The following is a 14,273-nucleotide window of genomic DNA, read 5'->3' as shown; positions in this document are numbered from 1 at the left end:
CGGTGCCGGGCCGGGGCGTGTGCGCCCCGACCGAGGTCGCCGCATACGATGACCGGCGACAATCTTGGTCGTGGACAGGAGTTGGTCGTGGGCGCGTTGTGGCACGGATTTGCCGATATGGGCGTGGTCGAGCGTGACGGCGCATTCGTCGTGGCCCGTGGTGAGGGCGCCTACATCTGGGACGACGCGGGCACCCGCTACCTGGATGCGACGGCAGGGTTGTGGTTCACCAACGTCGGGCACGGGCGCACCGAGATCGCGACGGCTGTCGCGGACCAGATCGGGAAGCTGGCCCACTACTCGAACTTCGGTGACCTGACCTCCGAGCCGACCGTCGAACTCGCCGAACGCCTCGCGACGATCGCTCCGGTTCCGGGCAGCAAGATCTTCTTCACCTCCGGCGGCTCCGATTCGGTGGACACGGCCGCGAAACTGGCGCGACGCTATTGGCAGGAGGTCGGCAAACCCACGAAGACGCTGCTCGTCGGACGCGAGAAGGCCTACCACGGCATGCACGTCGGCGGCACCTCGCTGGCGGGTATCCCGGTCAACGGCGACGGATACGGCCGGCTGTGGGACGACACCGCGACAGTGACCTGGGACGACGCGAAAGCGCTGCTCGCGCTGATCGAGAAGGTCGGTGCCGACACGATCGCGGCGTTCTTCTGCGAGCCGATCATCGGCGCGGGCGGGGTGTACCTGCCGCCGGACGGCTACCTCGCCGAGATCCGCGACATCTGCCGTGAGCACGACATCCTGTTCGTCGTCGACGAGGTCGTCACCGGCTTCGGCCGGATCGGTGGCTCGTGGTTCGCCTCCTCCCGGTTCGATCTGCAGCCGGACATGGTCACGACCGCGAAGGGACTGACGTCCGGTTACCTTCCGATGGGTGCGGTGTTCATCGCTCCCCGGGTGGCCGAGCCCTTCTTTGCGGGCGGCGTGTGGTGGCGTCACGGCTACACGTACGGCGGCCACGCCGCCGCCGCTGCGGCCGCTCTGGCGAACCTCGACATCCTCGAGCGCGAGAATCTGCTCGCCGAGTCGGCGCGCCTCGAGAAGACGCTGCACGAGACCCTGGCTCCGCTCGCCGACCATCCTCGCGTCGCGGAGGTCCGCAGCGGACTGGGAGCCGTCGCAGCGGTGCAGCTCACCGACCCGGCAGAGGCGCCGGAAGTCGTGAAACAGCTCCGTGCGCACGGCATCTCGGGGCGGGCGGCAGGACAGGGCGCGTTGCAGATCTCGCCGTCGTTCGTCATGACCGACGAGCAGGTCCGCGACCTCGCGGACGGATTCGCCGCAGCGCTGGGCTGACCGCTCAGCCGCGATCCCGGATCCGCCGAAGCACACGGCGGATCCGGGCCGGTGCGCCCGCGGGGACCTGGGTGAGCGGGAGGTCGCCGCGGCCGTCCTGCTGCGCGACGGCCCGCGCATACCGTTCGTGCAGGCGAGAGCGCACCTCGTCGGGGGTGTAACTGCGGCGCTTGCGTTCCGCACGCAGAGTCACCGCTCCGGTCGCGGCGACGCCCACGACTCCGGCCAAGCCGAGAAGCTTCCACCACTGTCTGCCGCGAAGTGCCATGCCCCCGACCCTAGCGTCGTGCGCACGCGCGGCGTGGAAGGCTGTCGGGTATGCCCACGTACCCGGCTCGGTCGCAGATCACCCTCGACGACGCGGTGTCCATCGCCCGCACCGGCGATCTCTGGATCTTCCGCGGCAGCAGCGGTGCGGATCGCGCGATCCAAGCCCTCACCAACGCTCCGGTCAATCACGTCGGGATGGCGGTCGTGCTCGACGACCTGCCGCCGTTGATGTGGCACGCGGAACTCGGGAAAACCTTGCCCGACATGTGGACCGGCCGCCACCAGCGCGGCGTGCAGTTGCACGACCTGCGCAGTGCGGTGCAGGTCTGGAGCGCCCGCTACGGGCAGCGTGCATGGCTGCGGCAGATCTCCGTGCCGGTGAGCACCGAGCAGGAGGACCAGTTGCTCCGAACGGTCGCCCGGCTCGACGGCACTCCGTTCCCGTCCACCGCCAAGCTGACGGGCCGCTGGTTCGCCGGCCGGCTCCCGCTGAGCCGGAAGACGGCACGAGACCGGGTGCCCGGGGGAGGCGGTCTCGAAAGTGCTTACTGCGCAGAGGTGGTGGCGGTGACGATGGAAGAAATGGGGCTGCTCGAGCAACGGCGGCGCGGCAGCAACTGGTACGACCCGGGCCGGTTCTGGAGTGGGGACCGGCTTCCCCTCGCGCCCGGCGTGGACTTCGGCGGCGAGATCGAGGTTCTGCTCGACGACGAGGATCTCGCCACGGGGCGGGCGCTCGGCGGCACCGCGAGCGCTGCGCCTCCCGAATGACCGCGGCACCGGGGACGGCGCAAAAAAGGACCCCTCCGAGGAGGGGTCCTTTTCAGCGAACGGAAGGGCGGATCAAACGCCGGCGAGAAGCTCGGCGGTGGTGATCGCCTGGGCGACACCCTGCAGGGTTGCCGCGATCTTGACGGCCTCCCAGACCTGTTCCTTGGTGAGGCCCTCCTTGCGGACGACGTTGTCGTGCGCAGCAGTGCAATCGTGGCAGCCGTTGATCGTGGAGACCGCGAGCGACCACAGTTCGAAGTCGGACTTCTCGACGCCGGGGTTGCCGATGATGTTCATCCGCAGACCCATCCGCACCTGGGCGTAGTCGTCACCGAGGAAACCCTTGGCTCGGTAGGCGACGTTGTTCATGCCCATGATGGACGCGGCACCGAGGGCGGCGTTGTACGCCTCCGCGGACAGCACGTCGGCAGCTTCTTCGGAGATCTCCTTGAGCACGGTCGGCGACTTGGTCGCGGCCGCGGCGGCGAGGAACGTGCCCCACAGCTGCTGCTCGTTGAGTTCCGTCGAACGCGCAAGGGAGCCGAGGTTGAGCTTGAGGTCCTTGGCGTACTCCGGCAGAGCGTTCTTCAGGTTCTCGACACTCACTGCAGCGCCGCCTTGACGAGCTCACCCGCATTGAGGGTCGGGTCGTTCTTCTTCCAGTTGCATGCGCACAGCTCGTCCGACTGCAGAGCGTCGAGGACACGGAGGACCTCGTCGACGTTGCGGCCCACGGAACCGGCGGTGACGGAGACGAACTGGATCTCGTTGTTCGGGTCCACGATGAACGTCGCGCGGTCGGCGACGCCGTCCTTGTTCAGAACACCGGTGGCCGAGACGAGCTCACGGTTGAGGTCCGACAGCATCGGGAACGGGAGGGTCTTGAGATCCTCGTGCTGTGCGCGCCACTGGAAGTGGACGAACTCGTTGTCGACGGAAGCGCCGAGCACCTGTGCGTCACGATCGGCGAACTCGTCGTTCAGCTTGCCGAACGCGGCGATCTCGGTCGGGCACACGAAGGTGAAGTCCTTGGGCCAGAAGAAGATGATCTTCCACTTACCGGCGTAGTCGTCGCTGGTGATGGTGGTGAAGTAGTCATCGGGCTGGGTGGCGTCGACCTGGGTCAGGTCTCCGCCGACGAGGGCCTTCAGGTTGAAAGCGGGGAACTGATCGCCAATGGTCAGCAGTGCCATTCTCGGTCCTCTCGATAAGTCGTGAACAAGCGAGTCGATCACGCGCTTCCGCGCCGGTCGGCACGGAATCATGCGTTACCGGACGATCCTGTCGGACCGTTCTCCGGTATGAAAACCATCTTGCCGGAAACCTTTCAAAAGGTAAAGGTGATTGGTGGCACTAGACTGATAGGCGTGTCCGATCAGAGTTATCAACCCACCCTGTCGCAGCTGCGTGCCTTCGTGGCAGTCGCGAAGTATCGCCATTTCGGTACTGCGGCTACGAGATTGAATGTGAGCCAGCCCACTCTTTCTCAGGCGTTGGCGGCCCTCGAGAACGGTCTCGGGGTCCACCTGATCGAGCGCAGTACCCGTCGCGTGCTGGTGACTCCGGCGGGCGCGCGATTGTTGCCGCAGGCGCAGGTGATCCTCGACGCGGCCGACGGTTTCGTCGCCGCGGCCGCCGGCGCCTCCGACGGATTGTCCGGCCCGCTCCGTCTGGGGTTCATACCCACGGTCGCCCCCTACGTGCTGCCGGATCTGCTTCCCGCGCTCGGTGTGACGATGCCCAACCTGGTGCTCCACGTCGTCGAGGACCAGACCGCGCGGCTGCTCGGAGCGCTGCGGGCGGGGACACTCGACGCTGCGGTGGTGGCGCTGCCCTCCGACATCTCCGGGGTGGTCGAAATGCCGTTGTATTCCGAGGACTTCGTGCTCGTCGTGCCCAAGGGGCACGAGCTGGCCGGTCGTACGGACGTGCCGCTCTCCGCTCTCGACAACGCCCCCTTGCTGCTGCTCGACGAGGGGCACTGCCTGCGTGACCAGACACTCGATCTGTGCCGGTCCGTCGACGCCCGGCCGGTGGCCGGCGACACCCGCGCGACATCCCTCGCGACCGTCGTGCGGTGCGTCGCGGGGGGACTGGGGATCACGCTCGTTCCCGCGTCGTCGATTCCGGTCGAGACGGCGCGCGGAGATCTTGCGATGGCGTACTTCGCATCTCCCGCGCCGAGCCGCACCGTCGGGCTGGTCGTCCGGTCGTCCACCGCCCGCGCGGCCGACTATCGGGCGCTGGCCGATCTCATCAGGATGCAACTGCCTCCGCAGGTCCGTCCCATCGCCTGAGTGCGCGTCAGCCGCGTCCCTTGCGGGGCCGGCCCGAACCCTTGGGCCGGGTGGCTTTGCCGCCTCGTGCCTTCTGCTTCTTGTCGCCGACGACGCGCCGCGGCTGGGATCCTTGTCGTTCCCCGCGCCGAGGACCCTTGCGGTCCTTGGTGTTCTCCGCGGGGGTTTCCGAATCCTGTTGCCGTCCCCGGGAACTGTTGGCGGTGCGGCCGCGGACAATACCGACGAACGTGTCGACGAGATCGGTGGTGTTCTCGGTCATCCACACGAGCCCGACCTGCGATGCGGGCGCATCGGTGACGGGCCGGTAGGTGAGGTCCTTGCGATGGTGGAGGCGGGCGAGCGACTGAGGAGTGACGAGCACACCGACCTCGGAGGCCACGTGGGAGATCGCGGTCTCCGTGTCGGCGGGTCGCTCGAACGCCTCTTCGCCGGGGAAGGTGGCCCAGTCCAGCACTTCGTCGAGCGGGTGCAGCACCGTTTCGTCCGCGAGATCGGCGACGGAGACGGAGTCGACGGCGGCGATCGCGTGTTCCTTCGGAACAACCACCACGGATGCCTCGGTGTAGAGGTTGATCACCGACAGTCCGTCCCGCTCGAGCGGCAGGCGCAGCAGAGCGATGTCGGCGCTTCCGTCCCGCAGGGGGTCGGCGCCCGCCGTCGGTTCCACGGGGACGAGTTCGATCGGGACGTCCGGCATACGTTCGATCCACACCCGGACCCACTTGGTGGGGGTGACCCCAGGGACATAGGCCAGCCGGAACGCCTGCGCGGACTCTTCGTTCACCTGGTCAGGTTACCGGTACGGCGCGTGCCCGAACCGCGTCAGCCCTCTGCCACCTCGAACTCGTCGAACACCACCTCGCCTGCCGCATCCGACTCCGCGAGGTTGACCTCGGCGAGCAGTGCCCATCCGTGGTCGCCCTGAGGATCGTGCAGCGTTTGGCGGACCCGCCACACGTCGGTGTCCATCTCCACCGAGAAGAGTTGCGGCCCACGGGCGTCGGGCCCGGTACCGATCTCGGAGTACTCCTCGAAGTACAACTCGAGGAGGTCCTCCCAGTCCTCCGCATCCAGACCGTCACCGAGCTGGGCGAGGTCGTACCAACGGCGGCGCGCCGCGAGTTCCACGCGCTTGAACATCGCATTGCGGACCATGACCTTGAAGGCACGCGTGTTCGCGGACAGCGGCCGCGGAACGTCGGCCCCGAACGCGACCTGCTGGTCGTCCGATTCGACACCCGGGTTCGTCAGCGATTCCCATTCGTCGAGCAGGGACGAATCGACCTGCCGGATGAGCTCACCGAGCCACTCGATGATGTCCTCGAGTTCCTCGGTGCGCGCCACGTCCGGCACCGTCTGGCGCAGCGCGCGGTAGGCGTCGGCGAGGTACCGCAGCACGAGCCCTTCCGATCGCGCGAGACCGTAGTGGCTCACCAATTCGGAGAAGGTCATCGCGCGCTCGATCATGTCGCGCACCACCGATTTCGGGGACAACGGCGTCTCCGACACCCAGGGATGGCCCCCGCGATAGGTCTCGAACGCCGGATCGAGCAGCTCGGCGAGCGGCTTCGGCCAGGTGACCTCCTCCAGCAATTCCATGCGCTCGTCGTACTCGATACCGTCGGCCTTCATCTGGGCCACGGCTTCCCCGCGTGCCGCGTGCTGCTGCGCCATGAGGATCTGCCGGGGATCGTCGAGCGTCGATTCGATCACCGAGACGACATCGAGGGCGTAGCCGGGAGCATCGATGTCGAGCAGTTCGATCGCGGCCAGTGCGAAAGGCGACAACGGCTGGTTCAGCGCGAAATCGCGCTGGAGATCGACCGTCAACCGGGCCCTGCGGCCGTATTCGTCGGGTTCGTCGAGTTGCTGGACCACACCGGCCTGGAGCAGACCCCGGTAGAGGGAGATCGCCTTGAGGATGTGCTTGCGCTGCGCGGGCCGGGGTTCGTGATTGTCCTCGAGCAGATGCCGCATGGCGTCGAAACAGTTGCCGGGCCGCGCGATCACGTTGAGCAGCATCGAGTTGCTCACGGCGAACCGCGACTGCATCGGTTCCGGCGACGCGACGATGAGCTTGTCGAACGTGCCCTCACCCCACGAGACGAACCCCTCCGGCGCCTTCTTCCGCTGCACCTTGCGGCGCTTCTTCGGGTCCTCGCCCGCCTTCGCGAGGGCCCGGACGTTCTCGATCTCGTGCTCGGGCGCCTGCACGACGACCGTGCCCATGGTGTCGTACCCGGCCCGGCCGGCGCGGCCCGCGATCTGGTGGAATTCGCGCGCCTTGAGTTGCCGCGTGCGGGTGCCGTCGTACTTGGTCAGTCCGGTGAGCAGCACCGTGCGGATCGGAACGTTGATTCCGACACCCAGCGTGTCGGTGCCGCAGATCACCTTCAAAAGACCGTCCTGCGCGAGCTTTTCGATCAATCTCCGGTACTTGGGCAGCATTCCCGCGTGGTGGACGCCGATGCCGTGCCGCACGAGCCGGGACAGGGTCTTGCCGAATCCCGTCGAGAACCGGAATTCGCCGAGTGCGGCCGCGATCGCCTCCTTCTCGGCTTTCGTGCACATGTTGACGCTGGTCAGTGCCTGGGCACGCTCGAGTGCGGCGGCCTGGGTGAAGTGGACGACGTACACCGGTGCCTGGTGAGTGGTGACCAGCTCTTCGATCGCTTCACCGATGGGGGCCTGCGAATACGAGAAGGTCAGGGGCACCGGTCGCTCGGTCCCCGAGACCTCGACGGTCGGGCGCCCGGTGCGACGAGTGAGGTCCTTCTGGAGGAACGACACGTCCCCGAGGGTCGCGGACATGAGCAGGAACTGCGCGTGAGGCAGTTCGATGAGGGGCACCTGCCAGGCCCATCCACGGTCGGGGTCGGAGTAGAAATGGAACTCGTCCATGACCACCTGGCCGATGTCCGAGTCCGGGCCTTCGCGCAGTGCGAGGTTGGCGACGATCTCCGCGGTCGCGCAGATGATCGGGGCGGTCGGGTTCACCGAGGCGTCGCCGGTCATCATCCCGACCCGGTCGGCTCCGAAGACCTCGCACAATGCGAAGAACTTCTCGCTGACGAGCGCCTTGATCGGTGCGGTGTAGAACGTGCGCTTGCCGGCCGCGAGCGCGAAGAAATGGGCTCCGATCGCCACCATCGATTTGCCCGACCCCGTGGGCGTCGCGAGGATCACGTGCGAACCGCCCACGAGTTCCATCAGCGCTTCCTCCTGCGCCGGGTAGAGCGACAGTCCCCGATCCGTCGTCCAGGAGGTGAAGGCGTCGAAGAGGGTGTCGTCGTCGACGGGGTCGGGTATCAGATCGGGAAGCAGCACTGCTCCAGGCTAGTCGCCCGGTGGCGAGGGCCTTTCCGCGCTGCCGTTCCGTCGCGGCAGCGGACCGCGAGGCCTGCTACGTGGCGCTGCGCTCGTCGGACTCCATCACGTCGAGCACGGCCATGCGGGTGGCCGGGCCGCCGGTGATGCGCGATTCGCTCACCCCGGAGACGAGGAGCTTCCGCCAGCTCTCCTCGTCGAACTGCAGGGGCGCGGTGTTGTCGAGGAAGTTCTCCACGACCCGGAGGAAACGCAGGGGATCGTCCCGGAACGGGAAGTGGCCGGCGCCGCGGAACACTTCGAGTCGGGAACCGGGCATCGCGGAATGCGCGAGGTAAGCGTGCCCCACCGGAATGACGCTGTCGCGGTCGCCCCAGATCAGCTGCACCGGCAGATCCTCGGTGAGGTAACTGCGGTCGAGCATGGTCACCACCTGGCCACGCCAGTCGACAACCGCCCGCAGGGTCCGCAGATAGGCCTGGCACGCCGTCGGATCCGGAAGTTCGCCGAGGATACGTACCAGGTCGGAGGCGTCGTGCAGGAGTGCGCCGGGCTTGAGCGGCGACTTGTTGAGCTGGCCCAGCGCGGAGCCGGCGAGCCTCATCGCCGGCATCGCACCCGGTATGCGCAGGAGCTTGAGCACCTCGCTGACGACGGGTACCGACACCATGCGCAGGACAGGGTGGACATCCTTGGTGACGCCGCCCGACGACACGAGCACGAGTCGCTCGACCCTGCCCGGGAACTGGTACGCGAACTGCATCGCGACTCCGCCGCCGAGGGAGTGGCCGACGACCGTGACCTTGTCGATCCCGAGCACCGACAGCAGGTCACGCATGCCGTTGGCATACGCGGCGACGGAGTAGTCGGCTCGCGGCTTGTCCGATCGGCCGTGGCCGAGCAGATCGGGGGCGATCACGGTGTACTTCTCGGCGAGGTGCGGAATCACGTCCGTCCACGTCGAAGAGTTGTCACCGATACCGTGGATGAGCAGCAGCGCAGGTCCGCTGCCGGCCATCCGGAACGCGCGCCGGTAGCCGTGGATCGTGCGGAAGACCATGCGCGGTTCCTTGTCGGGAACCGGGCGGAGCTTCCTCGGACGCGCTGTGGTCATCACCGTCTCCTGCCGACGTGGGGAGGCACCTACGTACGGCCGGTTTCTCGACCTGACGGTAATCGCCGCCCGGAGTCACTCTTGCATGCCGCGAGAGCGTACCGAGTGTATGTGACGCGATGGGCGACGATCGTAACGGTCATGAAACGTCCCACCGTGGACCCGCCGCGTCGTGACGCGCCCCGTTCCGCTCAGAGCGACTGATCGGTATCGTCGTCGCCGCGCTGGCCGTATTCCGCGAGGAAGCGCTCGAATTCCGCCCCGAGTTCCTCGCCGGTCGGCAGATTCTCGTCGGTCGGCAGGGGAGAGGTCTGCTGTTCCTGCGCGGCCACGTAGCTGTCGTACTGCCGTTCGAGGGCCTGCACCACTCCCTGTACTTCCTCGTTGCCCTCGATGTGCTCGTCGATCTGCTCACGGACCCGTGCCGCGGCCTCGTCGAGTGCCTGCAGCGGAATGTCGAGATCGCCGATCTCCGCCACGTGGGTGAGAAGCGTCTCGGCGGCCGCCGGGTAGTCGGTCTGTGCCAGGTAGTGCGGCACGTGCACGGAGAATCCCACCGACTCGTGTCCGTGCTGCGCCATGCGGAGCTCGAGCAGCGACGACGCCCCCGCCGGAATCTGCAACTCACCGGACCAGCGGTGGTGGCCGGCGATGAGGTCCTTGTTCGTGGAGTGGGCGGTAACCGAGAGCGGCCTGGTGTGCGGTGTCGCCATCGGGATGGAGTTGAGGCCGATCGTGCGCCGCACGCCGAACTGCTCGGCGAGCAGGCGCACCGCGGTGATGAACCGCTCCCATTTGAGATCCGGTTCGCTGCCCGCAAGCAGCAGGAACGGAGTTCCCGCATTGTCGATGAGGGCGTACAGGTTCAGCTCGGGGGCCGCATAGTCGGAGAAATGGTCCGACTTGAAGGTCATCAGCGGTCGCCGGGAGCGGTAGTCGATGAGGTCGTCGACCGCGAACGACGCCACGAGTTCGGTCTCGAGCGTCTCCCTCAGATGCGTGGTGGCCAGCCGGACCGAATGTCCGGCGTCCGCGAACCCTTCGAGGCCGTGAACGAGAACCGGACCCTGCCCGTCGGTGGTCATGAGTTGTGGAGCCGGGAACTCCAGCTCGTACATCCGGGACTGCTCGTCCATTGGGGAACCACTCCGATCACACTGCGCCGTCGTAGCCTTCCCGCCGGTGCAGCACCGGCGTGGCATGGTGGTGTCCGAGTCTAATTGAAGCGGCGGTGGCGATTTCCCGGGTCCGGGCCCCGCTGGACTGTGGACGACGGAGGTTCGGGTGGCGAAGTGCGACGCTCCACGGTGCAGGACCGCCGACGACCCTCGCCCGCCCCGCCCGGCCGCGCGCCGCACGATCACGGCAGCGATACTCCTCACCGGCGCATCAGTCCTGGTCGCAGCGTGCACGACCAGCATTTCCGGTGTCGCACGCCCCGAGGCCACGCCGCACACCGGCAGCCCGCCGGCCACCGCGGCGCCGCCACCCGGCGCCGCTCCCGGTAGCGGAAGCACCCCAGCCGAATTGCTCTTGCCGGTCGACCGCTTCCCGGAGCCGTACAGTGCCGTGGTCCTGCCCCCGCAGGCGGTGGCGCAGGCGGCGCCGGACCTCACCGGGATCCCACCGGGTGCCCGCGTGAACCCAGGCGGCTGCCTGCCGCCGCCGCAGGACTACGGGCCGGGAGGGACGGCGATGGCCGTCGGCACCGACACCGGCGGCCGCGCCACGCTCAGCGTCGAAGTGACGACCCCGGCGGAGCCCCTCGCGGACTACCGTCGCCACCTGGTCGAGTGCGCGCGGGTCGAGGCCACCCACCGGGGCGTCACCGCGACCGTCACCACGGCGCTCGAACCCGACCCGCCGGTGCTCGTCCCGGGCTCGGAGACACTGGCGTTGTCCCGGACGGTCACCTCGGGGGAAGGCCCGGACGCTCTCGCTCAGTCGATACTCACGCATACCGCCCAACTCGGGGACGTGCGCGTGCTGGTGACGTACATGTCGTTCGAATCGGGCGCCGCGGACGCCGAGAACGTCGATCGGGTCTACGCGGACGCGGTGCGGTACGCGCTCGAAGCCCGGCCACGGTAGACGCGGGTACCCACGCGCCGGCCACGTGCGTCCGCGGCGGTACCGGCACGCCGCGCGGTTGTCCACAGAGCGCGGGTCGATCCCCAGAGCGCACCGATGGAGCCCCGGAGGCACCGGACCTGTCCTCGGGCCGGGAGACCGTTCGGGCATGACCACACCCACCTCGTCCTCACGCCCGCTCCGCCTCACCGATATCGGAGACCTGATCGCAGCGGTGCCCGCGCTGCTCGGGTTCCGTCCCGCGCGCTCCCTCGTCGTTCTCAGCCTCTCGCCCGTGACAACCCGGCCGGGTGAGACGGGGGCCGCCACGATCGGAGCGGTGATGCGGCACGACCTGTTACTCGACGGACCCCGAGACGGGACGCAGGACCCGATGCGCGAGGCGTTCCGCCGGTTCCGTGCCGTGTGCGCACGTGAGGAAGCCGACTCGGTGATCGCGATCCTCGTCGACGACAGGCTTCAGGACCCTCACGGACCTGCCGCCGGCCGTGCTCACGCCCTCCTCGAGGAGTTCGCCGCCTATCTCGCGACCGCCGACATCGTGCTCGGCGGTGCGCTCGCGGTCCCCGCCATCGATGCCGGCGCAACGTGGTTCGTTCCCGGTCGCGACGATTCCGGGACGGTGCCCGACCCCGACGCCTCCGTCGTGGCGGCCACCCGGGTGTTCGACGGCAACCCCATCCGGCGAACTCGCAGCGAACTCACCACACTCCTCGAGCCCTACCCGGCGAGTTTCCGCGCCGACGTCGCGAGCAGGCTCGACGCGGCCGTGCACGCCCGCGACCTCGCGTACGAGCGTGCCGAACGGAGCGGAGGATCCGCCGCCGCCGACCGGGCCGAACTGGGAACCCTCCTGGCCCTGGTCCTCCTGGGCCGCGACGGGGAACATCTGCTGCCGGGGGAATGCGCCGAACTGGCTGTGATCCTTGCGAACCGGACCGTCCGGGACGCCGCGCTGGCCCTCGCAACAGGACCGTGGGCGGGCGCCGCCGAACGCCTCTGGGTGGATCTGGTACGCGCCCTGCCCGACCCCGAACGCGCCGATGCGGCCGCACTGGTGGCGTTCGGAGCGTACGTGCGCGGCGACGGGCCGTTCGCCGGCGTCGCTCTCGGGGTCGCGCTGGAATCCGATCCGCGACACCGGCTTTCCGATCTACTCGATCAGGCGTTGCAGGCAGGGTTGCGTCCTGACGCGATCAGGAGCCTCGCAGCGACCGGATACGAGATCGCCGCGAGACTGGGTGTCGCACTACCGCAGGACGGACCTGCCCGGTGACTCAGCCGCGACGTGCGGCGTGCGAGCGATCGCCGAGGCTCTTGGTGAATTCCCAGGCGTCCGAGACGATCTCGTCGATATCGGTGTGTTTCGGAGCCCATCCGAGTTCGTTCATCGCCCGAGCACTCGACGCGATCAGCACCGCGGGATCGCCGGCCCGGCGGGGGGCGTCGACCGACGCGATCGGCAGTCCCGTGACGCGTTCGCACGCAGCGATCACTTCTCGGACACTGAAACCTTCACCGCTGCCGAGGTTGTAGATGCGGTGGCGACCCGGTTCCGACCGCGTGAGCGCCAGGACATGCGCGTCGGCGAGATCCTTGACATGGATGTAGTCGCGCACCGCGGTCCCGTCCTTGGTGGGCCAGTCGGTGCCGAACACGGAGATGTGGTCTCGCTGCCCGAGCGCCACCTGCAACACCAGGGGAATCAGGTGGGTCTCCACCGTCCGGTTCTCACCTGCACCGCCGTACGCCCCGGCGACGTTGAAGTACCGCAGGCTCGTCGCCGCCAGACCGTGCGCGTGGGAGTACGACGAAATCGCATGATCGATGGCCAGCTTGGACGCGCCGTACGGATTGGTGGGTCTCGTCGGTGCGTCCTCGACGATCGGTACCTCGTCGGGCTCACCGTAAGTCGCCGCCGTCGACGAGAACACCAGACGGGGAGTGCGCGATCGCCGGATCGCCTCGAGCAGCGTCAAGGTTGTGACGACGTTGCCCTGCCAATACTTTTCCGGGTGTTCGACGGATTCGCCGACGAGCGACTGCGCGCCGAAGTGCAGCACGCCGTCGAAGCGGGGGCCGTCGTCACCGGAGCCGAGGACCTCGGTCGCGACCGTCGCGATGTCGCCTTCGACGAATTCGGCACCGGTGGGGACCGCGTCGGCGTTGCCTGTGGACAGGTCGTCGACCACAACCACCTCGTGGCCTTGTTCGAGCAGCACTGTGCTGCACACGCTGCCCACATACCCGGCACCGCCGGTCACCAGAAGTCTCACGCTGTGGATCCCCTCTTCACAGGCCCGCCGCGGGCCTGTGAAGAGGTCTGCATCAAACCTGTTTCACCTGCACGGCGTGGGCCATCTCGTCGGAAAGCTCGAAGCTGTTGTGCCCGGCCACGGTGATGGTCACCGAGCCCGGGCGCGTCTCGACTGTAACGCGCGCGTCCGGGACGACTCCGGCCTCACGCAGGCGCGCGATGACATCGGGGTCGGACTGCACGTATTCGGCGAGCCGACGCACCACGACCGCGGTCGGTTTACCGGCGGGAATCTCCGTCAGCCGAACCAGCTTCTCGTCGGGAGCAGCATCCTTGTCCAAGCCCAGCTGTGCCAGGCCGGGGATCGGGTTTCCGTACGGGGACGTCGTCGGGTTGTTGAGCACCTCGACCAGTCGCCGCTCGACCTCCTCGCTCATCACGTGCTCCCAACGGCACGCCTCGGCATGCACGTTCTCCCAGTCGAGGCCGATCACGTCGACGAGGAGTCGCTCCGCGAGACGGTGCTTGCGCATGACCGACACCGCGAGGTCGCGGCCTTTCTCGGTCAGTTGCAGATGGCGGTCGCCGGCGACGCGCAACAGGCCGTCCCGCTCCATGCGGGCGACCGTCTGGCTGACGGTGGGTCCACTCTGCTCGAGGCGTTCGGCGATGCGCGCACGCAACGGCACGACGCCTTCCTCTTCCAGATCGTAGATCGTCCGGAGATACATCTCCGTGGTATCGACCAGGTCCTTCACTCTCACACCCCTTCGTCTGCGCCGATTCTAACCGTGCGAATAGGGCGGTGGGGGCGCCCTTGGTTGCTCGCGCG

Annotated in this window: 14 protein-coding genes; 5 read left to right on the top strand and 9 right to left on the bottom strand. The window is 67.9% G+C overall.

Annotation, left to right across the window (positions count from 1 at the left end):
• Nucleotides 1–48: 48 nt before the first annotated feature.
• The gene (locus tag HF886_RS11735; protein ID WP_169652382.1) at nucleotides 49–1,311 is read left to right on the top strand and encodes an aminotransferase class III-fold pyridoxal phosphate-dependent enzyme; all 1,263 of its coding nucleotides are present in this window, start codon (nucleotides 49–51) and stop codon (nucleotides 1,309–1,311) included.
• 4 nt (nucleotides 1,312–1,315) lie between these two features.
• Here the strand turns inward: HF886_RS11735 and HF886_RS11730 are convergent, their stop codons facing one another.
• Entirely contained in the window at nucleotides 1,316–1,579 is a 264-nt protein-coding gene (locus HF886_RS11730; protein WP_169620655.1) for a hypothetical protein, read from the bottom strand.
• A 50-nt stretch (nucleotides 1,580–1,629) separates the two neighbouring features.
• Between HF886_RS11730 and HF886_RS11725 the strand changes: the two genes are divergently transcribed.
• Nucleotides 1,630–2,352, top strand: coding sequence for a hypothetical protein (locus tag HF886_RS11725; RefSeq protein WP_169620656.1), 723 nt, complete (start codon nucleotides 1,630–1,632; stop codon nucleotides 2,350–2,352).
• A gap of 72 nt (nucleotides 2,353–2,424) precedes the next feature.
• On the opposite strand, the gene HF886_RS11720 is transcribed toward HF886_RS11725, so the two are convergent.
• Nucleotides 2,425–2,958 (bottom strand): carboxymuconolactone decarboxylase family protein, encoded by a 534-nt coding sequence (locus tag HF886_RS11720; protein ID WP_169652381.1) that lies wholly within the window; start codon nucleotides 2,956–2,958, stop codon nucleotides 2,425–2,427.
• The gene (locus HF886_RS11715) at nucleotides 2,955–3,545 is read right to left on the bottom strand and encodes a peroxiredoxin (RefSeq protein WP_169620658.1); all 591 of its coding nucleotides are present in this window, start codon (nucleotides 3,543–3,545) and stop codon (nucleotides 2,955–2,957) included. The genes HF886_RS11720 and HF886_RS11715 overlap by 4 nt, the downstream gene beginning before the upstream one ends.
• 174 nt (nucleotides 3,546–3,719) lie before the next feature.
• Between HF886_RS11715 and HF886_RS11710 the strand changes: the two genes are divergently transcribed.
• Entirely contained in the window at nucleotides 3,720–4,649 is a 930-nt protein-coding gene (locus HF886_RS11710) for a hydrogen peroxide-inducible genes activator (protein WP_169620659.1), read from the top strand.
• A 7-nt stretch (nucleotides 4,650–4,656) separates the two neighbouring features.
• Here the strand turns inward: HF886_RS11710 and HF886_RS11705 are convergent, their stop codons facing one another.
• The 4 genes from HF886_RS11705 to HF886_RS11690 form a co-directional block, all read right to left on the bottom strand.
• On the bottom strand, nucleotides 4,657–5,436 hold the full coding sequence (locus tag HF886_RS11705; RefSeq protein WP_169652380.1) for a LysR family substrate-binding domain-containing protein: 780 nt from the start codon (nucleotides 5,434–5,436) through the stop codon (nucleotides 4,657–4,659).
• 38 nt (nucleotides 5,437–5,474) lie between these two features.
• The gene (locus HF886_RS11700; protein ID WP_169620661.1) at nucleotides 5,475–7,979 is read right to left on the bottom strand and encodes a DEAD/DEAH box helicase; all 2,505 of its coding nucleotides are present in this window, start codon (nucleotides 7,977–7,979) and stop codon (nucleotides 5,475–5,477) included.
• Nucleotides 7,980–8,055: 76 nt separating this feature from the next.
• Nucleotides 8,056–9,093, bottom strand: a complete 1,038-nt coding sequence (locus HF886_RS11695; protein ID WP_169620662.1) for an alpha/beta hydrolase — start codon at nucleotides 9,091–9,093, stop codon at nucleotides 8,056–8,058.
• 191 nt (nucleotides 9,094–9,284) lie between these two features.
• Nucleotides 9,285–10,229 (bottom strand): PAC2 family protein, encoded by a 945-nt coding sequence (locus tag HF886_RS11690; RefSeq protein WP_169652379.1) that lies wholly within the window; start codon nucleotides 10,227–10,229, stop codon nucleotides 9,285–9,287.
• A 148-nt stretch (nucleotides 10,230–10,377) separates the two neighbouring features.
• Between HF886_RS11690 and HF886_RS11685 the strand changes: the two genes are divergently transcribed.
• A complete protein-coding gene (locus tag HF886_RS11685; RefSeq protein WP_346765352.1) occupies nucleotides 10,378–11,184 on the top strand; it encodes a sensor domain-containing protein in 807 nt (268 codons plus the stop codon).
• A gap of 148 nt (nucleotides 11,185–11,332) precedes the next feature.
• The gene (locus tag HF886_RS11680) at nucleotides 11,333–12,460 is read left to right on the top strand and encodes a DUF4192 domain-containing protein (RefSeq protein ID WP_169652378.1); all 1,128 of its coding nucleotides are present in this window, start codon (nucleotides 11,333–11,335) and stop codon (nucleotides 12,458–12,460) included.
• Nucleotide 12,461: 1 nt separating this feature from the next.
• Here HF886_RS11680 and galE read toward each other — a convergent pair whose 3' ends face one another.
• Nucleotides 12,462–13,460 carry a UDP-glucose 4-epimerase GalE gene (gene galE, locus HF886_RS11675; RefSeq protein WP_169620665.1) on the bottom strand — a complete coding sequence of 333 codons (999 nt, stop codon included), beginning with the start codon at nucleotides 13,458–13,460 and terminating at the stop codon, nucleotides 12,462–12,464.
• A gap of 52 nt (nucleotides 13,461–13,512) precedes the next feature.
• A complete protein-coding gene (locus HF886_RS11670; protein WP_169620666.1) occupies nucleotides 13,513–14,199 on the bottom strand; it encodes a metal-dependent transcriptional regulator in 687 nt (228 codons plus the stop codon).
• Between the last annotated feature and the right edge of the window lie 74 nt (nucleotides 14,200–14,273).

It is taken from the genome of Rhodococcus sp. 105337, from assembly GCF_012844225.1.
Lineage (GTDB): Bacteria > Actinomycetota > Actinomycetes > Mycobacteriales > Mycobacteriaceae > Rhodococcus.
This window is presented reverse-complemented; position numbering and strand designations above follow the sequence as displayed.

What these genes read in the sequence shown, in the direction of transcription:
- HF886_RS11730 (WP_169620655.1), bottom strand. Translation starts at nt 1,579, where the DNA reads ATGGCACTTCGCGGCAGACAGTGGTGGAAGCTTCTCGGCTTGGCCGGA.
- HF886_RS11715 (WP_169620658.1), bottom strand. Translation starts at nt 3,545, where the DNA reads ATGGCACTGCTGACCATTGGCGATCAGTTCCCCGCTTTCAACCTGAAG.
- HF886_RS11680 (WP_169652378.1), top strand. Translation starts at nt 11,333, where the DNA reads ATGACCACACCCACCTCGTCCTCACGCCCGCTCCGCCTCACCGATATC.
- HF886_RS11725 (WP_169620656.1), top strand. Translation starts at nt 1,630, where the DNA reads ATGCCCACGTACCCGGCTCGGTCGCAGATCACCCTCGACGACGCGGTG.
- HF886_RS11690 (WP_169652379.1), bottom strand. Translation starts at nt 10,229, where the DNA reads ATGGACGAGCAGTCCCGGATGTACGAGCTGGAGTTCCCGGCTCCACAA.
- HF886_RS11735 (WP_169652382.1), top strand. Translation starts at nt 49, where the DNA reads ATGACCGGCGACAATCTTGGTCGTGGACAGGAGTTGGTCGTGGGCGCG.
- HF886_RS11695 (WP_169620662.1), bottom strand. Translation starts at nt 9,093, where the DNA reads ATGACCACAGCGCGTCCGAGGAAGCTCCGCCCGGTTCCCGACAAGGAA.